Annotated in this window: 16 protein-coding genes and 1 pseudogene; 11 read left to right on the top strand and 6 right to left on the bottom strand. The window is 61.9% G+C overall.

The window, feature by feature from the left end; translation table 11 throughout:
• The first annotated feature begins 47 nt into the window (after positions 1–47).
• Positions 48–1,229, top strand: coding sequence for an efflux RND transporter periplasmic adaptor subunit (locus AC1DV9_RS22230; RefSeq protein ID WP_477950074.1), 1,182 nt, complete (start codon positions 48–50; stop codon positions 1,227–1,229).
• A complete protein-coding gene (locus AC1DV9_RS22225; RefSeq protein ID WP_477950073.1) occupies positions 1,226–4,411 on the top strand; it encodes an efflux RND transporter permease subunit in 3,186 nt (1,061 codons plus the stop codon). Before AC1DV9_RS22230 ends, AC1DV9_RS22225 begins: the two co-directional genes overlap by 4 nt.
• Positions 4,412–4,415: 4 nt before the next feature.
• Here AC1DV9_RS22225 and AC1DV9_RS22220 read toward each other — a convergent pair whose 3' ends face one another.
• The 4 genes from AC1DV9_RS22220 to AC1DV9_RS22205 form a co-directional block, all read right to left on the bottom strand.
• Complete coding sequence (locus tag AC1DV9_RS22220) at positions 4,416–5,423, bottom strand: acyltransferase family protein (RefSeq protein ID WP_477950072.1); 1,008 nt, start codon at positions 5,421–5,423, stop codon at positions 4,416–4,418.
• 46 nt (positions 5,424–5,469) lie between these two features.
• Positions 5,470–6,735 (bottom strand): O-antigen ligase family protein, encoded by a 1,266-nt coding sequence (locus AC1DV9_RS22215; RefSeq protein WP_112390359.1) that lies wholly within the window; start codon positions 6,733–6,735, stop codon positions 5,470–5,472.
• A gap of 14 nt (positions 6,736–6,749) precedes the next feature.
• A complete protein-coding gene (locus AC1DV9_RS22210; RefSeq protein WP_112390358.1) occupies positions 6,750–8,015 on the bottom strand; it encodes a polysaccharide biosynthesis/export family protein in 1,266 nt (421 codons plus the stop codon).
• 76 nt (positions 8,016–8,091) lie between these two features.
• The gene (locus AC1DV9_RS22205; RefSeq protein WP_112390357.1) at positions 8,092–8,772 is read right to left on the bottom strand and encodes a sugar transferase; all 681 of its coding nucleotides are present in this window, start codon (positions 8,770–8,772) and stop codon (positions 8,092–8,094) included.
• Positions 8,773–9,556: 784 nt separating this feature from the next.
• Here AC1DV9_RS22205 and AC1DV9_RS22200 point away from each other — a divergent pair.
• A complete protein-coding gene (locus AC1DV9_RS22200; protein WP_112390356.1) occupies positions 9,557–9,844 on the top strand; it encodes an exopolysaccharide production repressor protein in 288 nt (95 codons plus the stop codon).
• Positions 9,845–9,957: 113 nt separating this feature from the next.
• On the top strand, positions 9,958–10,956 hold the full coding sequence (locus tag AC1DV9_RS22195; RefSeq protein WP_477950071.1) for a glycosyltransferase family 2 protein: 999 nt from the start codon (positions 9,958–9,960) through the stop codon (positions 10,954–10,956).
• Between the two features lie 3 nt (positions 10,957–10,959).
• Here the strand turns inward: AC1DV9_RS22195 and AC1DV9_RS22190 are convergent, their stop codons facing one another.
• The gene (locus tag AC1DV9_RS22190) at positions 10,960–11,919 is read right to left on the bottom strand and encodes a glycosyltransferase family 2 protein (RefSeq protein ID WP_477950070.1); all 960 of its coding nucleotides are present in this window, start codon (positions 11,917–11,919) and stop codon (positions 10,960–10,962) included.
• Positions 11,920–12,491: 572 nt separating this feature from the next.
• Between AC1DV9_RS22190 and AC1DV9_RS22185 the strand changes: the two genes are divergently transcribed.
• The 7 genes and pseudogenes from AC1DV9_RS22185 (at position 12,492) to AC1DV9_RS22155 (ending at position 20,937) form a co-directional block, all read left to right on the top strand.
• The gene (locus AC1DV9_RS22185) at positions 12,492–13,571 is read left to right on the top strand and encodes an acyltransferase family protein (protein ID WP_477950069.1); all 1,080 of its coding nucleotides are present in this window, start codon (positions 12,492–12,494) and stop codon (positions 13,569–13,571) included.
• Between the two features lie 3 nt (positions 13,572–13,574).
• Positions 13,575–14,369: an endo-1,3-1,4-beta-glycanase ExoK gene (exoK, locus tag AC1DV9_RS22180; RefSeq protein ID WP_477950068.1), complete on the top strand. Its 795-nt coding sequence runs from the start codon at positions 13,575–13,577 to the stop codon at positions 14,367–14,369.
• An 81-nt stretch (positions 14,370–14,450) separates the two neighbouring features.
• Positions 14,451–15,605 (top strand): annotated as a pseudogene (locus AC1DV9_RS22175) (glycosyltransferase); the annotation flags it as partial.
• Positions 15,606–15,650: 45 nt separating this feature from the next.
• On the top strand, positions 15,651–16,646 hold the full coding sequence (locus AC1DV9_RS22170; protein ID WP_477950164.1) for a glycosyltransferase family 2 protein: 996 nt from the start codon (positions 15,651–15,653) through the stop codon (positions 16,644–16,646).
• Positions 16,646–17,572, top strand: coding sequence for a glycosyltransferase family 2 protein (locus AC1DV9_RS22165; RefSeq protein ID WP_477950067.1), 927 nt, complete (start codon positions 16,646–16,648; stop codon positions 17,570–17,572). Before AC1DV9_RS22170 ends, AC1DV9_RS22165 begins: the two co-directional genes overlap by 1 nt.
• Positions 17,569–18,573: a glycosyltransferase family 2 protein gene (locus AC1DV9_RS22160; protein WP_477950066.1), complete on the top strand. Its 1,005-nt coding sequence runs from the start codon at positions 17,569–17,571 to the stop codon at positions 18,571–18,573. Before AC1DV9_RS22165 ends, AC1DV9_RS22160 begins: the two co-directional genes overlap by 4 nt.
• Before the next feature lie 6 nt (positions 18,574–18,579).
• Positions 18,580–20,937 carry a polysaccharide biosynthesis tyrosine autokinase gene (locus AC1DV9_RS22155; RefSeq protein WP_477950065.1) on the top strand — a complete coding sequence of 786 codons (2,358 nt, stop codon included), beginning with the start codon at positions 18,580–18,582 and terminating at the stop codon, positions 20,935–20,937.
• Here AC1DV9_RS22155 and AC1DV9_RS22150 read toward each other — a convergent pair whose 3' ends face one another.
• A complete protein-coding gene (locus AC1DV9_RS22150; RefSeq protein ID WP_477950064.1) occupies positions 20,938–21,675 on the bottom strand; it encodes a metallophosphoesterase family protein in 738 nt (245 codons plus the stop codon).
• Positions 21,676–21,722: the final 47 nt, after the last annotated feature.

Here is a 21,722-nt window from a genome sequence, read left to right as displayed (position 1 = left end):
CAGCATGAGATTGGCGGCATAACGGCCGCCCAGAATGGGGGATCGCTATGCCTTACTCTCTTCGTGCCGCTATTGCATTCGGCTTTGTCTCGGCTCTTCTGCCGCTCGCCGCTGAGGCCCAGCAAGCCGCCGCACCACCTCCCCCGCCCGTCACCGTCGCCAAACCCGTCGTCCGCGAGGTCGTCGACAACGACGAATTCATCGGCCGCTTCGAAGCCGTCGACCAGGTTTCGATCCGCGCCCGCGTCGGCGGATATCTGCAGGAAGTGCATTTCACTGACGGCGCGCTCGTCAAGAAGGGCGACCTGCTGTTCGTCATCGACCAGCGCCCCTTCATCACCGCCGTCAACGAGGCGAACGCCGCGCTGGAAGTCGCCAAGTCGACCCAGGAATATGCCGAGACTCAGTTTAAACGGGCGGAATCGCTCGCCAATAATGGCAGCCAGTCGGTCTCGACACTCGACGACCGCCGCCGCGACTGGGTCTCCGCCCAGGCGAATGTTCGCGGCGCCCAGGCAACCGCCGACCGCGCCGCACTCGATCTCGAATATACCAAGATCACCGCGCCGATCAGCGGCCGCATTGACCGCCGCCTGATCTCCGCCGGCAACCTCGTGCAGGCCGACCAGTCGGTGCTGACGACCATCGTCTCGCTCGATCCGATCGACTTCTATTTCGACGTCGATGAGCGCCGCCTGCTGAACTTCGCCGATACCGCCCGCACCCGCGGCAGCGATCTGCAGCAGGGCGGTGGTGGCGTACCGGTCCAGGTGCGGATCTCCGATTCCACCCAGAGACCGTTCAGCGGCAAGCTGGATTTCGCCGAAAACCGGGTCGACAACGAGTCCGGCACGATGCGCATCCGCGCCCGCTTCGACAATCCCAATCTCGTGCTCCAGCCCGGGCTCTTCGGCCGTGTGCAGGTGGAAGCCTCGAACACCTACAAGGCGATCCTGGTTCCCGACGAAGCCGTCGGCTCCGACCAGAACCAGCGCGTCGTCTATATCGTCGGCGCTGACGGCACCGTTTCGACCAAGCCGGTCCGGCCGGGACCGCGGCTCTATGGCTACAGGGCCATCCGCGAAGGCATGGACGGCACCGAAACCATCGTCGTCAACGGCCTGATGCGCGCCCGCCCCGGCTCGAAGATCACGCCGCAGCTGATCGAACTGCCCCAGAGCCGTGATGACATCCCGCCGGAAGCTGCAGGCATGGAGCTCGCCCAATGAGGTTCGCCCATTTCTTTGTCGACCGGCCGATCTTCGCGTCGGTGCTCTCGATCGTTCTGCTCATCGTCGGCGGGCTCGCCTATTTCCAGCTGCCGGTGGCGCAGTATCCGGAAATCGCCCCGCCGACCATCGTCGTGCGCACCGCCTATCCGGGCGCCGACGCCGAAACCATCGCCAATACGGTGGCAACGCCGATCGAGCAAGAAATCAACGGCGTCGAGGACATGCTCTACATGTCCTCCTATTCGACCGCCGACGGCTCGATGGCGCTGACCATCACTTTCAAGCTCGGCACCGATCTCGACAAGGCGCAGGTCCTCGTCCAGAACCGCGTCGGCATCGCCGAGCCGCGGCTTCCCGAAGAGGTCCGCCGCATCGGCATCACCACCGCCAAGAGTTCGCCCGACCTGATGATGGTCGTGCATCTGCTGTCGCCGAACTCGCGCTATGACCAGCTCTACGTATCCAACTATGCGCGCAGCCGCATCCGCGACACGCTCGTCCGTCTCGATGGTGTCGGCGACGTCATCATCTTCGGGGAACGCGAATATTCGCTGCGCATCTGGCTGGATCCCGAAAAGCTCTCGGCATACGGGATGACATCGAGCGACGTCGTGCAATCGCTGCGCGATCAGAACGTCCAGGTCTCCGGCGGTTCGATCGGCGGTCCGCCGACCTCCGGCACTAACGCCTTCCAATACACGGTAACGACGGAAGGCCGCTTCTCGGATGCCCGCCAGTTCCGCTATGTCATCGTAAAGGCGACGGCCAGCGGCCGTCTGGTGCAGTTGCAGGACATCGCCCGCATCGAACTCGGCGCCAAGGACTATGTCACCAACAGCTATCTGAACGGCAAGCCGGCAGTCGCGCTCGGCATCTTCTCCCGCCCCGGCACCAACGCGCTGGCCGCCGCCGCCTCGATCAAGCAGGCGATGCAGACCGCGCAGCAGGATTTCCCCGACGGCCTTTCCTACGACATCGTCTACAACCCGACCGAGTTCATCTCGGAATCGATCGACGAGGTCTACAAGACCATCGCCGAAGCGGCGATCCTCGTGGCGCTCGTCGTCCTCGTCTTCCTGCAATCCTGGCGAACGGCGATCATCCCGATCGTCGCCATTCCGGTGTCGCTGATCGGTACCTTCGCCTTCCTGCTCGCCTTCGGCTTCTCGCTGAACATGCTGACGCTGTTCGGTCTGGTGCTGGCGATCGGCATCGTTGTCGACGACGCGATCGTCGTCGTCGAGAATGTCGAGCGAAATCTCGCCAAAGGAATGACACCGCGCGAGGCGGCGCATGTGACGATGAACGAGGTCGGCACCGCCGTTCTCGCCATCTCGCTGGTGCTGATCGCCGTCTTCGTGCCGACGGCCTTCATCCCTGGCATATCAGGCCAGTTCTACCGCCAGTTCGCGGTGACCATTTCGGTCGCCACGGCAATCTCGGCGCTGAATTCGTTGACGCTGTCACCGGCGCTCGCCGCCATCGTGCTGAAACCGCATGACGCGCATCACAAGCCGAAAAACCCGATCTCGCGTTTCGGCAATGCGCTGGCAAACGGCTTCAACAATGGCTTCGACCGGCTGAGCTCGGGCTATTCCTGGGTCGTGCGCCATACGGTGCAGACCTGGGCGGCGCTCGGCGTCGCACTGCTCGTCTTCGTGGGCTTGCTCGGCCTTACTTATTATATGACCAGCATCGTGCCGCGCGGCTTCGTGCCCGTGATGGACCAGGGCTACGCGATCGTCGTCGTGCAATTGCCGGATGGCGCCTCGCTGGCGCGAACCGATGCCGTCATCCAGCGCGCCTCTGAGATCATCCGCAACACGCCGGGCGTCAAGAACGCCGTTGCCTTCTCCGGCTTCAGCGGAGCGACCTTCACCAACGCCTCGAATGCCGGCGTCGTCTTCGCCGCCTTCGATACGTTCGAAAACCGGCTGGAGCACCACCAGAATGCCGGGCAGATCATCGGCCAGCTTTATGGCAGCCTGCAGAGTATCCAGGAAGCCTTCATCATCGCCATCCCGCCGCCGCCGATTTCAGGCATCGGCAATGCCGGCGGCTTCAAGATGCAGGTGATGGACCGCGAAAGCTCCGACATGCGCCGCGTGCTGGCGGCCGCCTATCAGATCATGGGCAAGGCCAACCAGACACCCGGCCTCACCGGCGTCTTCACCACCTTCTCGGCCTCCAGCCCGCAGTTTTTCCTGGAGATCGACCGCGACAAGGCGCGTGCGCTGAACGTGCCGATCCCCAATATCTTCGATACGCTGTCGATCAATCTCGGCACGTCCTACGTCAACGACTTCAACGCCTTCGGCCGCGTCTACCAGGTGCGCGCGCAGGCTGACCAGCAATACCGCGTCGAGCGCGACGATATCCTGGCGCTCAAGGTCCGCTCGGCCACCGGCGCGCTGGTGCCATTGGGCACGCTGGTCGAGATCAAGGACACGGCGGGTCCCTCGCTCGTCCAGCATTATAATATGTATGTCTCCGTTCCCCTGCAGGGGAACGCCGCACCGGGGATTTCGACCGGCAGCGCGCTGAATACGATGGAGGGCGTTGCCGCAAGCATCCTGCCGGCCGGCACGACCTTCGAATGGACGGAAATCGCCTATCAGGAAAAGAACACCGGCAACACGGCGATCTATATCTTCGCGCTCTCGGTAATCTTCGTCTTCCTGGCGCTGTCGGCCCAGTATGAAAGCTGGGTCCTGCCGCTGGCGATCATCCTGATCGTGCCCTTGGCGATCCTTGCCGCCCTGATCGGCGTGCATCTGCGCGGGATGGACAACAATATCCTGACGCAGATCGGCCTGATCGTGCTGATCGGCCTTGCGGCCAAGAACGCGATCCTGATCGTCGAGTTCGCGAGACAGGCGGAAGAAGAAGGAAAGACGGCGATCGAGGCTGCCATCGAGGCCAGCCACCTGCGTCTGCGGCCGATCCTGATGACCGCCTTCGCCTTCATCTTCGGCGTCGTGCCGCTGATGATCGCGACCGGCCCTGGCGCGGAAATGCGCCAGTCGCTCGGCACGGCGGTGTTCTCCGGGATGCTCGGCGTGACGATCTTCGGACTGTTCCTGACGCCGGTCTTCTATGTGGTGCTGCGCGCCCGCTACCGTCGCAAGCCGGCAGTCACCGCCCCGCCACCGGCGCAGGCCGAAGAAGCAGCACAGTAAGGGATCAGGAGGGGCGCCGCTGCAACCCGCGGCGCTTCAGCCCTTCGCCGGAAAACAGCCTGCGCAGCGGCTTTTCGACCAGCTCGTAAGCTCCGACGCCGACGATCGTGCCGCCGGCGATGGCGCCGAGCAGCGTCAGCCCGCCGCCGATGCCGAGAATCTCGGCGGCCTTGACGGCGACCGAAATCGCCAGCGTGTGCCAGAGATAGATCGAATAGGAGGCATCGCCGAGATAGGTCAGCACGGGCACCCGGCCGATGCTGCCGCCGGTTTCCAGCGACACCATGCCGAAGACCAGCGCCATGGCCAGCGGCCCGCAGATGGACTCATCGAACTCCGCACCCATCAGATAGATCGCTGCAAAGCCGCAGAGTGCTGCGCCGATACAGGCAAGCCCGAGGCTCGTTCCCGCCACCTTCCGCCGGATCCACAATTCGGCGATGAAGACGCCGCCGAGGAATTCGAGAATGATCGGGCGCGTGTAGGTCGCAAGTGCGGCCGAAGACGGATCGGCGAGCAACCCGGCAACGAAAAACAGACCGAAGACGGTGGTGAGGAAGACCAGCCGCCACTGACGCGGCAGGAACAGCGCGCCGGCAAACAGCACATAGAAGAACATCTCGAAATTCAGCGTCCAGCCCTGCACCAGCACCGGCCAGATTTCACCACTGCTCGGCGAACGCACCGGAATGAAGAACAGCGATCCGAGCAGATGTCCGGCGCTGAGCTGCAGGTTCGGGAACAGCCCGGCGAGCGCGCCCGCCACCATGATCCCGGTCACCAGCCAATAGGAGGGCGCGATGCGCTTGATACGGTCGAGCAGGAAACGCTGCGGCGTGACCGGACGCCGGTCGCTGATCACCCACATGATGAAGCCTGAAATGACGAAGAACACGTCGACCCCAGCCGCACCGATGGCGAAATGGCCGCCGGTCCGTTCGGCCGCGTGGAACACCACGACGGCAAGCGCTGCAAAGGCACGCAAATACTGGATCCCGTAGAGGGTCTTCATGCAGTTTCCTCAAGATGCCGCGAGAAGCGGCGGGCAATGAAATGGATCAGGAATGGGCGGCAGGCATGGTTTCGTAGCGCCGCAGTTCGGCCATCGCCGAGCGCTGCCGCGCGCCGACCAGTTTTCCGGCACAGAAATAAAGAAGGAAGGTGCCGACATTATAAGGTGTGAGCACATCGATCTCGACGAAGGAGCGCACCGTCAGCAGCACCGCAAGCCCGAGCAGCAGATAGGACTCGTCGTTGCGCACGTCCTCGATCAGCCGCCGCAGGTGCCCCCAGAGCATCGCGAGCATCGTCGCCGCCAGGATGAGCACCCCGGTCAGCCCGAGTTCGACGGCCGTCTCGATATAGGTGTTGTGGAAATGGAAGCCGCTGCGCGAGCCGATGAAGAACTCTTCCCAGAGACGTTCCGGTTCCGAGAAGCCCTGGACCCAATAGGCCTGATAGCCGATGCCGAAGGCCGGGTGCTGCGTCCAGGCCTCGATCCCCTGCTGCCAAAGATAGGTACGCCCCGTCAGCGTCGAATCCTTGCCGAACAGGCCGAGGACCAGATCGACCACGCCGAGATAGACGCTGGCCACCGCGAGGATGATCGCCGCCACGCCGCCGCCGATCACCAGCAGCTTGCGCTGCTGCGGCGACAGCATCAGCACGATGCGGATGCCGACGAGCAACGCGACGATGACGGCCGTCGTCAGCACCGAGGTGGCGGATTGCGAGGCAAGCAGGCAGTAGGCGGCCATCAGACCGGCAGCGGCAGAGACCATCGCCCAGATCCGCCGCTCGCCATAGATAAAGACGGCGGCAAAGGCGAAGATGATGCCGAGCGAAGCATAGAAGCCGAGCTGGTTCTTCGACGCGAAGGCGCCAACGAAGCTGTAGGTGCCGTCGAGCGGATCATATTCGTAATAGCCGAACAGGATCGAATAGAGCAGAACGACCGCCGCCCCGGCAACGCCGCCGAGCGTCAGCGTCCTGACATCGATGGTGCGAACCGCGATCAGCGCGCAGAGCACCTGCGTCAGATACTGAATGCTGGCCCGCATCGAGACGCTCGGCACCTGCGACCAGAACACCGAGAGAAAGGCGAAGACGGCGAAGGCATAGAGCCAGACGAACTTGCTGTGACTGCCGAGCACCTTCTTGTAGTCGACGGCGATCAGCGGCAGCCAGAGCGCATAGTAAAGCAGGATCGCCGCCTGCCCGAAACGGATCGAATAGGCAAAGCAGAACATCGAGAGCGCGACCGCCGGGATGGCATAGGCCGCGTTCACGCCTGGAATGATCAGTGCCGATTTGGCGATCCGCATTGCGGTCTCCGCTTCTATCGCATCGCGACCCCGGCCGTGACCTTGATCAGGTCGCCCGGCTCGAGGGCCATGTTCTCCTGCACCGGAATTTCCTTCGACTGCCCGCCGACATCGCGGACGATCGAATAGTTGATGTTGGCGGCGTTTTCAGGGTCGAAGCGCGCGGCGTCGCTCGACTGCGACAGCGCCTCCGACATCAGCGCATCGCTGGTGGAAAGCTTGAGGTTCAGCGTATCCAGCTCGGATTCGGTATCCTGCAGCTCCTGGGCCAGCTTGGCGTCCCAGTCGTTGCGCAGCGTGATCTCGTCCTGATTGGCCTTGCTGATATCCTGCTTGGCCTTCAGCGAATTGGTGTCGATATCGAGAAGTGTCGCCTCGATATCGGCGGCGCGCTGTTCGGCGGTCAGCTTGCGTGCACTGAGAGCCAGCCCCTTTTCGGCCAGGTTTTCGATCTTGTCGCGATCTTCCTTGGCGAGTTCGAGCTGACGCGTCTGCGTCTCGGTCTTCTTGGCCAGAGATTCGATTTCGGCCTGCAGCAGCGCCTTCAGGTCGTCGAGCGCCTGGAGCTGCAGCGTCAGCCGCTTCTTGCGCGTATCCTTCAAGGCCACTTCGCTGGCCATCAACGCCTTGCCATCCGGCAAATCCTTGAGTTCCGGCGGCATGTCGATGGCATCGCTGTTCTGCGTCTCGGCCTGAAGCCGGGCGCGCCGCGCGATGAGGCGGTTCTTTTCCGAAGTGTAGACGACGGCATCGCCCTTGGCGTTGATGAAATCACGCGCAAAGCGCTGGCCGGCGTCGGCACGGCGAAGTCCGCCCGCAAGGCTCACGGCTTTGACCACCGTGAGATTGGGCGCGAACGGATATTCGCCGGGCTTTTCGACATCGCCGGTGAGAAAGACAGGGCGGAACTCGGCCAGTTCGACGGATGCCGAGGGCCGGTCCTTGAGGCCGAACTGCTTCTGCAGCGCCAGCCCGATTTCCTGCGCGATCGCGTCCGTCGTCTTTCCAGAGGCTGGGAGGTCGCCAATGAACGGCAGCGACAGGCTGCCCGATGGACCGATCGAGTAATCACCGCTGACCACGGACCAATCGCGGATCGCGCCTTCCGCCGTCTGCCATTCGGCAACGCGGATGCGCAGCTTGTCCATCGTGCCGAGTTGATAATCGGCGGCGCTGGCAAGCCCCGATGAGCCGATCAAAACACCAAGGCCCGCAACGATTGCGAGACCTGAAGCAATGGACCGGCGCGCCGTGAGGCGGTGAAAAAGGAATTCTTTCATTCAGTCTTCCTCGTGAATTTGCACGGCAAGCCATAGGGGCAGCACCGTGCGAACGTGTCGAGTTGTGGGAGCGGCGTTAGTAGCTGCCGCGCTGCATGCAGACGGCAGGAATCGTCCGGGCGATGATCATGACGTCACGCGTCAGAGACCAGTTTTCGACATAGTGGGTGTCGAAGGCGACACGCGTGGCATAGGAGACGTCGTTGCGTCCGCTGATCTGCCACAGGCCGGTGAGGCCAGGACGTGCCTGAAGATAGAAGACGGCCGAAGACTCATAGAGCTCCAGTTCGTCACGCACGACGGGACGCGGCCCGACGACGCTCATTTCGCCGCGAATGATATTGATGAGCTGCGGCAGCTCATCGAGGCTGAGCTTGCGAAGCACGCTGCCGACCGCGGTAACACGCGGATCGTCCTGCAGCTTGCGGGTCGCACGCCACTCTTCCATTGCCTTCGGATTGTTACGCAGATGTTCCTGCAGCAACCGGTCGCCGTCGACCGCCATGGTGCGGAACTTCAGGCAACGGAATTCCTGTCCATTATGACCGATGCGGCGATGACCATAGAAGGCCGGGCCCTTGTCGGTTAGTTTGACGAGCAGCATCACCATCAAGAAGATCGGGCTCAGAAACACGAGCCCCAGTGATGCAGCGGTGACATCGAATGCGCGCTTCATGATCCCGCCGGTCGGCGGAAACACGTTTGCATGAACCACGCCAAAGAATGGCGTACTGTCCGATCTCGTCGCAGACTTCATAGAGTTAACTCCACTTATGTTTGCCGTTTGGTCGGTAGTCTCAGCCGCTGAGGTAGCGCTGACAGGTTCGGAGTGTATGGGTGGATTTTGTTTTTTTAAGCCACAATTTGAAGACGGGTCTGTAACAGGGCCCTTTTGGAAATCGTGTTCACTTTTTCCGTCCGTTAGGATTAGCTCAAATGGATATGCAGAGCATGCAATGTTTCCGACTAACTCGGATGCACTGCACTAAAGAGGGAAGAGTTTGCTTTGCATTGCAACAAGATTGAAGAACAAGTCCTTTTCGGGAATGCAGTCAGCATTAGCGAAAAGGGTGCGGCCACTATCGCGAGTACCGTATTGTTATTTGCGCGCAGCCCAATTTATTGCAGCGCACCATTAGTTTCGCACCGCACACTCAAATCGTTTTAGATGAAATCTTTGTAATAAAAGTTGAACGCATAAGCGCCTCAGGCGTTGTTCCGGAGATGCAAATGTGGCGCGAGTTGGGGCGTGCAATGTCTCATTCAAGGCAACCTTGAGTAAATTTCACCCCGCCCGTGCCGCCCGGACTGCAAATCACATGGTTACCGCCCAATCGGCGTTTTTAGGCAAAGCGAGGAGGAAACCTTAAGCCGCATACTGTAGAAAACCTGCAACGCCGGACAAAAGATTAGCGGTACTAATGCTTTCGTTCTGTTGAAACTCAGAGCCTGCTAAAATATATCGAGTAAAGGGACCTTAGGAGGCGCCCGAGTTCAATGACTGTTCATTGGACCAACCCTCCTAAAGGGAGGCAAACGTCATGTATGCACCTCGCGTTTTCGTTAGCATGATCGGCGCGCTCGCCGTCTTTGCCGTGGCAACCTATGTGTTGAACGGTTCTCTGACGACGACGCTCATACAAACGGCGATCTGTGCGGTTCTCCTGCAGCTCGGCTACTTCGGTGGCGTGATCTTCATGGTCTGGAAGGAAGCCAAGGCCCGCAACGCCTCTTCCGCAGGCATTGCACCGTCCATGGCGCCGGCGCGCGACGACAAGGACAAGCTGCCCGTCAGCCCCTTCAACAATTCCGAGCCGTTCAACCGCTGAACGGACAGGCCGGCAAGTGCTGCCGGACCGCGCGTAACATCTTTTGAAGACCTCCTGCATTGCCCCCGCCGCCGCGGCGTCCTAACTGTTGCGCCAACAACGGAGGGCACGACGTGGTTGCAAGCGTATGCGTGATCATCGCCGCGAAGAATGCGGCCGATACGATCGGAATGGCCGTCAGCTCGGCTTTGCGCGAGAAGGAAGTGGCCGAAGTCGTCGTCATCGACGACGGCTCCAGCGACGGTACGGCCGATGCGGCGCGCGCCGCCGGTGATGCAAGCGGACGGCTGAACGTCGTCTCCTTCGAAAAGAATCGCGGGCCCTCTGCCGCCCGCAATCATGCGATCGAAATCTCCACGGCACCGCTGATCGCCATCCTCGATGCCGACGACTTCTTCTTCGAGGGCCGCTTCAGCCGCATGCTGGCGGAAGACGACTGGGACTTCGTGGCCGACAACATCGCCTTCGTCGATTCGGAAACGGTGATGCTGGCGCCGGAGCGGCTGGACAGCTTCCCTGATCGCCCGCTCTTTCTCGATCTCGTCGCCTTCATCGACGGCAACATCTCCAAGCGCGGCGTCCGCCGCGGCGAGATCGGCTTTCTGAAGCCGGTGATGCGCCGGTCTTTCCTCGATGCCCACAAGCTGCGCTACCGCGAGGAGATGCGGCTCGGCGAGGATTACGAGCTCTATGTCCGCGCACTCGCCAATGGCGCCCGCTACAAGGTGATCCATTCCTGTGGTTACGGTGCGGTCGTGCGCGGCAATTCGCTGAGCGGCAGCCACCGCACCGACGACATCCGCAAGCTCTACGAAGCCGATCGCGCGATCCTTGCGAGTTGCAAGCTGACATCAGAGGGCGAAGCAGCGGTGCGCCGCCACGAAAGCCACGTGCGCGGCAAATATGAGCTCCGCCACTTCCTCGACGTCAAGAAGCAAGCTGGCCCCGGTGCCGCACTCGGCTATGCGCTGGCAAACCCTGCAGCCATTCCGGCGATCGCCTGCGGCATCTTCATGGACAAGACTGAGCGCTTCCGCAGCCCCGGTGGCGCCGAGATCGCCACGAAGGGTGCCGGCGGCCTGCGCTACCTGCTTCCCTCGCCCGCCGACTGACGGCTATTTCGAGAATTTTCCACCCGCGAGCTGGAAGGCGCTGGCAAGCAGCGCCGGGTCGCGGCGCGCCCAGTGCAGTAGCAGGCGAAAGTCCGGCATGCGCGCCTTGCGCACCCGCTTCGCCTGGCTCCACAGCGCCTGTTTGCGCGCCCGCGTCTTGTAATCCTTGATCGTCTGGATTTCCTTCGGCCGCGCCGCAAAGCGCGCTTCCAGTCGGTCGAGCGCCATCCAGGTGATGAACTGCTGCTTCAGAAACTGCGGCGAGTCGTTGTCGACGCCGTGGAAGATGTTGATCCCCTCGCCGCGCAACGCACCGGCTTCGCCGCAGAGCAGCACCTGACGGGCGGCCAGCATGCAGTCGCAGAAGAACAGCACGTCCTCGGCGGCAAGCCTGAGTGCCGCATCGAAGCGCACGGTCTCGATCAGCGGCCGGCCGATCACCATGCAGGACATGTGCAGGAAGGCCCAGTTCTTCAGCATCACGCCGGCAATATCCGGCAACTCGATGATCAGCGGCGCATCCGAAAGCCGGTGCGCACCCTCCCTGACCTCCAGATCGGCGATGCCAAAGTGATAATCGAATTCCTCGCCGCCATGGATCGAGGCCCAATAGCAGTCGCCGTCGAAACGCTGCATCGCCGCATAGGCGTTCTGCAGATGATCCGGCGTCCAGATATCGTCCGAATCGAGAAAGGCGGCGTAACGGCTGGCCGAAGGAACATTGTCGAGCCCGGTGTTGCGCGCCCCGCCCGGCCCGGCATTCTCCTGGCGGATCACGGTGATTTTCGCCCGCTCTTCCGCCCCCAGCGGCTTCAGCTCATCCTCGGCCGAATAGGGCGAATGGTCATCGACGACAAGGACATCGAAATCCCGGTAGCTCTGCGCGAAGACAGAGGCCAGCGCCCGGCGCAGGATGCCGTCCTCGCGCTGGTAAAACGGGATGATGATCGTGAAGGTCGCCATTCTTTCTCCTGACAGGCCGAAGCGGTGAGTGCGAATCTAGCGCCCGTCACCCGCACGGCAAGTTGTTGCGCCGCAGCATGATGAAGCGCATTCCGGCCGAAATTTGTCAAAGGCGGAATATCGGAGCACCAGTGCTGGCTGTGCCGAATAGACCCATTTGGGGGTGACGAAGACACATTTCGGCCTCAATCGGAGGCCGCGTTTTGTAACAAACCACAGAATGTCCTTCACCAAATGAGAAAAACTTTTCCATGCGGATCACGCTTCGCAACAGGCGCAAACGTTTTATGATCATTTTCGGAAATACATTGGCGCAAAGGGCGCTCAAGCGTTTCTGCAACTGATTTCCGGGTCCGCGACACGCCATGGTAGCCACAATTTCGCACCGTTACAAAACGGGACCGGCGATCACTTTTGCTGCAGTGCCATATTTTCTTCCGCCAAAACGCTCTAGCTTTTCGTCTGCGGGCCAGAGTCTGCTCTTTGAAACGGCTGCAAGGGGAGGTGCAGCTCCAACAGGGGTGACAGATAAAGTGAACGTAGACGCCAACGTATCCTCGCGGATCAATCTGATGCGCATCGTGCTCATTTCGGGCATTGTGTTCGTCCATATACCATTCGACCCTGCGAATACGCCGTTCAACGGAAACTACGGTTTCTTCGACTGGCTGCGGGTGTTCCTGAGCGAAGCGCTCTTCCGTGTCGGGGTCCCGTGCCTCAGCGCCATTTCCGGCTATCTGCTGTTTCGCGGCGGGATGGAAGGCTTCAATTACACCAAGACGGTTCGCACCAAGGCGCAGACCGTGTTCCTGCCGTTCCTGATCTGGAACACGCTGTTTTTCGCGGCTGTCCTGGCGATCCTGGCGATCGGCATCGGCGACGGCTATGTCATCAGCCCCTATGAATCGACCTTCCGCGAGCTGCTGAGCCAGCTGTTTGCTGCCGAAACCTTTCCGGCGAATATCCCGCTCTACTTCCTGCGCGACCTCTTCGTCTGCATCCTGATCTCACCGATCCTTGCCTGGCTGGTGCGCCGTATCCCGCTGATCACGCTGTCGTCGCTGCTGCTGCTGGCGCTGATTCCGGAGCTGCCGCTCTACATCGTCATCAAGCGCTCGATCCTCTTCAGCTTCACCTTCGGCATCTATGCCAGCCTCTACAAGCTCGACATCAAGGCACTCGACCGCTTCGCACCGCTGGGCGTAGCACTGCTGCTCGGCGCCTCGGCGCTGCTGGCGACGGCGATCTACGCGACCGGCCCGTCGATGCCCGACTGGGTGGAGCTGTCGCGCAATGCCTTGGCGATCGGCGGCGCTGCCGGCTTCTGGATGCTCTCGGCCCTCTTGATCAAGACCCCGCTCGGCCAGCGGTTATCGAAGACCGGCAGCCTCAGCTTCTGGATCTTCTGCGCCCATTATCCGCTGCTGGTCTTCCTCTTCATGGTCTGGGGCAAGACCGGCGTCGATTTCTACCCATTGTTCTTCGGCGGCTGCCTGCTGGTGCTTTTCCCGCTGCTCGTTCTCACGAACGGCTTCGTGCGCAGCAACGCCCCGAAATCCTATGCCGTCCTGACCGGCGGCCGGACCAAAAAGGGTCCGCAAACCCCATCCCGCCGGGATATCCCGGCTGATTTCGTTCCACAGCGAAGGTGACACATGACGACGAAAATCGCCCATGCTCGACGGCTTTGCCTGAGTTTTACAATTATCGGTGCCGGCATCGCCGGCGCCCTTCCCGCGTCTGCCCAGCAGGCTGCAGGCACATCCTTCGTCGATGAGTTCGACAAGATCGACCGCAGCGTCTGGTACATTTCCGACGGCTGGAACAACGGCCCGCATCAGAACTGCACCTGGTCGAAGGATCAGGTGAAGATCGATGACGGCAAGCTCGAACTCGGTTTTGCCCAGGGCAAGTCGAAGGACCGCAACTACCAGTGCGGCGAGATCCAGACCAAGAAGCGCTTCAGCTACGGCACCTATGAGGCTCGCATCAAGACGGCGACCGGCTCCGGCCTGAACTCGGCCTTCTTCACCTACATTGGCCCGGCCGACAAGCAGCAGCACGACGAGATCGATTTCGAAGTGCTCGGCAAGGACAGCTCGACCGTTCAGGTAAACCAGTACATCAAGGCCAAGGGCGGCAACGAGAAGCTGGTGCCGGTCGGCAAATCCGCCGATCAGGACTTCAACGACTACGCCTTCGTCTGGGAGCCGAACCGGCTGCGCTACTACCTGAACGGCAAGCTGGTGCAGGACGTCACCGACCCCAGCAAGATCCCGCAAAGCCCGCAGAAGATCTTCTTCAGCCTGTGGGGCACGGACACGCTTGCCGGCTGGATGGGCAAGTTCGCCTACACCCAGCCGACCACGATGCAGATCGACCGGCTCGCCTATACGGCGCCCGGCGACAAATGCCAGTTCCCGGAATCGATCGCCTGCACGCTCAACTGAGCAGGCAGGCTGCCTGAGACTTGCCTGCCTCACCCCCGGAAACGGACTCCGGCCAATGCCGGTCTACGCACAGGAGCCTTGATGCTGAAAGTCCTTTACCTGGTGCATGATCTGGCCGATCCGGCCGTGCGCCGCCGCGTGCTGATGCTGACCGAGGGCGGCGCTGCCGTCACCCTCGCCGGCTTTCGCCGCGGCGACAATGCACTGGCCGAGGTCAGCGGCGTGACACCGATCGAATTGGGCAAAACGGCCGACGGCAGGTTCGGTCAACGCATCGGCGCGGTCTTCAATGCAGCAATCCGTCTGCGCGGACTGTTGAAGGGTGTCGAGCGTCCAGATGTCATCATCGGCCGCAATCTGGAAGCGCTGGCCGTTGCCGATCGCGCCAGCGCGCTCTTCGGCGGCGTCCCGGTTGTTTATGAATGCCTCGATATCCACCGGCTTCTGTCGAATGACGGCACGCCGGGCAAGATGCTGCGCCGGGCGGAGGCGCATTTCGGCCGCAAGGCCAAGCTGCTGATCACCAGCTCGCCGGCCTTCATCGCCAATTACTTCGCCACCAAATCAGCCATCAAGGCGCCGGTCATGCTGCTGGAAAACAAGGTTCTGGCGCTGGACGGCATGCCGCAGGCAGCCTCGCTGCGCCTGCCGCCCGCAGATGGAGAGCCCTGGAAGATCGGCTGGTTCGGCGCGCTCCGCTGCCGCAAGTCTCTGGAACTGCTCGCCGATTTCACCCGACGCATGGAAGGCCGGGTCGAAGTCATCCTGCGCGGCCGCCCCGCCTATTCCGAATTCGAGGATTTCGATGGCTTCATTGCCAACGAGCCCTACCTGAGCTTCCGCGGCCCCTACAAGAACCCGGAGGATCTCGCCAGCATCTACGGCGAGGTGCATTTCTCCTGGGCGATCGATTTCTTTGAGGAAGGCCTGAATTCCAGCTGGCTGCTGCCGAACCGGCTCTATGAGGGCTGCCTTTACGGCAGCGTGCCGCTCAGCATCGCCGGAACGGAAACCAACCGCTTCCTAGCAGACAAGCAGCTCGGCCTGTCGCTGAACGAACCGACAGCCAATGCGCTGCAGGCGATGTTCGAAGGCTTGACGGCTGAGCGCTACGGCGCGCTGTCATCGGCAGTCGCCGATACCGGCAGGCACACATGGATGGCCGATCGCGGCGATTGCCGCGCGCTTATCGAAACAGTTGCCAATCTCGTTCCGGCTGCCGCTGAGGGGCGCGCCGGTTCCGTTCCCAAAGCTCCCGCAGCTCAAGAAGGGTTGACTGCCATGAAGACTGATGTCCGTACCAGCGTCTCCAGCCTCATCATCATTCCCTGCCTGAATGAAGCCAAGCATATCGAGCCGCTGATCGAGAAGCTCGATCCGGCGCTCGACGATCTCAATGCCCGCATCGTCGTCGCCGATGGCGGCAGCACCGATGGCACCCGCGAGATCGTCGCCCGCATCAGCGAGACGGATCACCGCGTCATCCTGCTCGACAATCCGCGCCGCCTGCAAAGTGCCGCGATCAATCTCGCCGTCAGCACCTTCGGCCGCGACTACGAGTATTTCATCCGCATCGACGCCCATGGCGATTATCCGGACGACTACTGCCAGCGTCTCGTCGAGGAAGCCGAGGAGACGGAAGCCGATTCGGTCGTCGTCGCCATGGAAACGGTCGGTTTCGGTATCTTCCAGAAGGCGACTGCCTTTGCCCAGAACTCCAAGCTCGGCAATGGCGGCTCCAAGCATCGTGAGGGTGCCGAGGGCCATTGGACCGATCACGGCCATCACGCGCTGATGCGCGTCAACGCCTTCGAGACCGTCGGCGGCTACGACGAGACATTCAGCCATAATGAGGACGCGGAATTGGACTACCGTCTGAAAAAGGCGGGGTTCGGCATCTGGATGACCGACAAGACGCGGATGATCTATTATCCGCGTTCGAGCGTGAAAACGCTCTTCCGGCAATATCTCGGCTACGGCCGGGGACGCGCCAAGAACATCCTGAAGCATGGCAATATGCCGAAGCTTCGCCAGATGCTGCCGCTTGCAGTCGTGCCGGTCTTCATCGGTGCATTTCTTGCCGTGCTGAATTGGATCGCCGTGATCCCCTTCAGCCTCTGGGCAATCGCCTGCGTCGGCTACGGCTTCTGGATGGCCGTCGGCCAGCGCAATCCTTATGGGCCGCTCGCGGCCCTCTCGGCCATGGTGATGCATTTCGCCTGGTCGGCCGGTTTCTGGATGGAGCTACTGAGCTTCCGCAACCGGAAGGTCTCCTGATGAAGGATCAGACCATGCAGATCGACATTGGTGTTTGCACATACCGGCGCGCTTCGCTGGACGAGGCCCTGCTTTCGCTGGCCATGCTCGCCGTGCCCGAGAATGTGAAACTGCGCATTATCGTTGCCGACAATGACCAGACGCGCAGCGCCGAAGGCCGGGTCGAAGCCCTGCGCTCGACCATTCCGCACCCGATCGCCTATGTGCATTGCCCGGCCTCGAACATCTCGATCGCCCGCAACGCCTGCCTCGAAAACGCCACCGGCGACTACCTCGCCTTCATCGATGACGACGAGGACGCCTCGGAAAACTGGCTGGTCGAGCTGCTGCGTACCGCTGAAAAGACCAGGGCCGACGCCGTGCTCGGCCCGGTCCGCAGCGTCTATGCGCAGACAGCACCCGCCTGGATGCGCGAGGGCGATTTTCATTCCACCCTGCCCGTCTGGGTCGATGGCGAAATCCGCACCGGTTATACCTGCAACGTGCTGCTGCGCCTTTCCTCCCGCTATGTCGAGGGCCGCCGCTTCAATCTCGCGCTCGGCAAGACCGGCGGCGAGGATACGGAATTCTTCAGCTACCTGCATCGGGAAGGCGGCAAGATCGCCTTTGCCCCTGAAGCGCATGTCTACGAGCCGGTGCCGGAAAACCGCGCTGACCTCTCCTGGCTGGCAAAGCGTCGCTTCCGCTTCGGCCAGACGCATGGCCGCCTGCTGCAGGAAAACAGCAAGGGTCTCAGCCGCGTGAAGGCCATCGGCATTGCCGCAGCCAAGGCCAGCTACTGCCTGGGCGTTGCCGCACTCTGCATCCTCGTGCCGGTCCCGCGCTACCGCTATGCGCTGCGCGGCACGATGCATATCGGCGTGGTCAGCGGCCTGCTCGGCGTGCGCGAAATCCGCCAATATGGCGCTGTCGAGGGGGCTGCATGAGCGAAAAGCTGCCCGATATCAGCTTTATCATTGCAGCCTACAATGCTGCCGAAACGCTGGACAAGGCGATCGGCAGCGCATTGGCGCAGGTGGGTGTCGGCGTCGAAGTCATCGTCGCCGACGACTGCTCGACGGATGCGACCCGGGCCGTCGCCGCTGCTTACGGCGGCAACGTCCGCCTGATCGCGCTCGAGAGGAACGGTGGCCCCTCCGCCGCCCGCAACGCGGCGATCAGCGCAGCCCGCGGGCGCTGGCTTGCGACACTCGATGCCGACGACACGATCGAACCGGATCGCCTGCTGCGCATGATCACCCGCGCCGAAGCTGCGGGTGCTCAGATCGCCGTGGACAACATGCGGGTGATCCGCGCCGACGGAACGCTGCCCGAAACCATGTTTTCACCGGCCGCTCTGGCGGCAACGCCGATGCTGACGCTGCCGGCATTCATCCGCTCCAACGCGCTGTTTCGCAGCGAGCACAATTTCGGCTACCTGAAGCCCGTCTTCGAGCGCGCCTTCATCGAGCGTCATCATCTGCGCTTCGACGAAAATCTACGGATCGGCGAAGACTATCTCTTCCTCGCGTCCGCCATGGCGCTCGGCGCCGCCTGCGTCATCGAACCCGAGCCGGGCTACAACTACCACATCCGCGAAGGATCGATTTCGCGGGTTCTCGATCTCAGGCATATCGAGGCAATGATGGAAGGCGACCGCCGGTTTCTATCGCGCCACAGCCTCGATGCCGCAGCCACGGCCGCCCAGACATTCCGCGCCCGCAGCCTCCGGCAGGCGCATGCCTTTCTTGAACTCGTCGATGGCATCAAGCAGCGCTCCCTCTCCCGGGCGCTTCGTGCCGCCTGGCGCGATCCGCTGGCCATCGCCCATCTCAGAATGCCAATCGCAATCCGTTTGAACCGCATGGCGGCAGCCCTTCGCGGCGCTGCTATCCGGAATTCGGAAGCCACAGTCACAGGCGGCGCTTCGCGCTCGCGCAAAGGATAAGAGCCCATGAACCAACGAAACCTGACCCTGCACAGCACAGTCCCGAAGGCCCCTGACGATAGCGACAGCTTTATCGACATCGATCGCCTGATCGCCATTGTGATCCGCCGGGCTGGTTCGATTGCGCTCTGCGTTGCGGCGCTGGTGGCACTCGCCAGCGTCTACCTGCTATTCGCCACGCCGCAATATACCTCGATGACGCAGATCCTGCTGGATGACAGCATGACGAAATATGCCGAGGATCAGGCGCCGGCCGCCAGCTCCCAGCAGGTGGACATGCAGATCGCCAGCGCCGTCGAAATCCTGAAATCGACCGAGCTGGCGCTGCGCGTCGTCGATGCGCAGAACCTGTCGGAGAATCAGACGATCCTCGACACCGGCCAGGGGCCCGTCGATCTCGTGAAATCCGGCCTCAAGGTCGTCGTCAGCGCATTGACGCCCGGTGGCCCGCCGGTTTCGGACGATGATGCCAAGGAAGGCCGCCGCCAGAAGGCCGCCGCCATGCTGCAGCAGGCGCTGAACGTGTCCCGCGTCACCCGCAGCTCGGTGATCGCCGTCTCGTTCCGCTCGACGGACAGGATGCTCGCCGCCCGGATTACCAAGGCCTATGCCGACGCCTATCTCAACGACACGCTGAACGCCAATTTCGATGCCACCGAGCGCGCCTCTGTCTGGCTGCAGGAGCGCCTTGCCGACCTGCGCAACCGCTCGCAGGTGGCCGCCCTCGAAGTCGCCAAGTTCAAGACCGAGAACGGGCTCACCTCCGCCAACGGCGAACTGATGTCCGAGCAGCAGCTGGCCGACCTCAACAAGCAGCTGATCGTCTCGCAGGCCGATACCGCCAGCGCTTCGGCCCGCTACAACCAGTTCAAGTCGATCGTCGATCAGGGTCCAGATGGCGCCGTCAACAACGCCGCCATTTCCTCCGGCCAGACCGACAATTCGGTCATCCAGGATCTACGCACGCGCTATATCTCGGTCAGCCGCCGCGAAGCCGAGATCACCACCAATTTCGGCGCCGACCATCCGCAGGCTGTCCAGCTGCGCACCGAAAAGGCCGATCTCACGCGCCAGATCTTTCAGGAATTGCAGCAGCTGACCTCCAGCTACCGCAACGAATTCGAAGTCGCCCGCACACGCGAGGCGTCGCTGCGCCAGAACATCGAGCACCTGACCGGCAAGAATTCGGAGTCCAACAAGTCGATCGTTCAGCTGAACGATCTGGAACAGCGCGCAACGGCGCTGAAGACGCTCTACGAATCCTATCTCGCCCGTTACGAACAGGCCTCGCAGCAGCAGTCCTTCCCGATCGCCAAAGCACGCGTGATCTCGGAAGCCGGTGTCCCGGCCTCGCCTTCCAGCCCGAAGAAGACCATGACGCTCGGTCTCGCCATCGTGCTTGGCCTGATGGCCGGCGGCGCGCTGACGGCGTTCCAGGAATTCCGCGAACGCTTCTTCCGCGTCGAAGGCGATGTACGCACCATTCTCGGCCTGAAATTCTTGGGCTACCTGCCGTTGGTAGGCAAGCCGCCGAAGGAGCGCAAGGTATTCAAGCCGCGCAAGGAGCCCCTGCCGCAGCCGGTCGAGACGGTGGCCGACGATGGAGCCAGCTTCGAGCGCATCATGCGCATCGTTCTGGAAGCGCCGCGCTCGGTCTTTGCCGAAACGCTGCGCAACGCCAAGCTCGCCAGCGACGTCATGTTCCAGGGCAAGTCCGACCGCGTCATCGGCGTCGTCTCGGCCCTTCCCGGCGAAGGCAAGTCGACCACTGCTGCCAACTTTGCAGCATTGCTCGCCTCCAGCGGCAAGCGCACGCTGCTGATCGACGCCGACCTTCGCAACCCCGGCCTGACACGCATGCTGAAGCAGCCGCCGCAGAAGGGCCTCGTCGAGGCCGTGCTCGGCGAAATCCCCTGGGCCAGCGCTGTCAAGGTCGACAACCGCACCAAGCTCGCCATCCTGCCGGTCGTGTCCAACGACAACCTGATGCATACGAGCGAGTTGCTCGCGTCGCAGGGCATGTTCAACCTGATGGAAAACGCCCGCAAGATGTTCGACTACGTCGTCGTCGATCTGGCGCCGCTTGGTCCTGTCATCGACGCCAAGGCCTTTGCGCCGCAGGTGGATGGCTTCCTCTTCGTCACCGAATGGGGCCAGACACCGACGACGGTGGTGCGCGACATCCTGAATGCCGAGCCACAGATCAAGCAGAAGATCCTCGGCGTCATCCTCAACAAGACGGATATGTCGGAGCTCAGCAAATTCAGCAATTTCGGCGGCACCGAACGCTACCGCCAGAAATATGTGAGCTATTACACCGACGAGATCCCGAAGAAGCAGGAACCGGCCGAAACGACCGCCTGATCAGGTGGAAAAAAGGTGGACCTGACCGCGCCAGAACCGGGCGACGGTCAGTCTGCCTGTCTTGAAAGCCCGCGTATCGAGATTGAGGCGCATTGCCTCGATCTCCGGCTCCTCGACCGGCGTGTGGCCGTGGACGACAAGCTTCGGCAGCGGCTTCATGGCCTGGAAAAAGCGCTCGCGGATGAAGACCAGATCTTCGTCGCTTTGCCGCTCCAGCGGCAGTGTCGGATCGATGCCGGCGTGGACGAAGATAATATCCGGCGTATCGGCATAGATCGGCATTTCCCGCAGGAAATCGATATGCGGCTTCGGCAGCGACTGGCGGATGAAGGTATCCAGCTTCGAGGCCGTCGGAAAAATCAGCGGCAGATGCTCGGGATCAAGACCGTAGGAGCGCAGCAGCGCATCGGCGCCCATCCGCATCCATTCGGCATAGGAAATCTTGCCGTCTATATAGTCGAGCATCATGATCTCGTGATTGCCGGTCAGGCAGATCCGGTCGAAATTCTCCGGCGGCGGCATCATAAGATGCGAGATCACCTGGGCAGAGGACGGGCCCCGGTCGATATAATCCCCAAGCGTGATGAGTAGTTTGCGGCCCGGAAGACGCGCCGCATCCCTGACGATCGTGTGCTCTGCCATCTCCAGCAGGTCGTGGCGGCCGTGGATATCCCCGATCGCATAGATCGGCATATCGCCGGGGTCGAACTGGAGGCGCTGCCGGGATGGCGATGACATGGTCCTAACCTCACGGTCGTCGTCTGCGAATGAATGAGCCATAGTCG

This window comes from Rhizobium sp. 01L410, from assembly GCF_056400165.1.
This window is presented reverse-complemented; position numbering and strand designations above follow the sequence as displayed.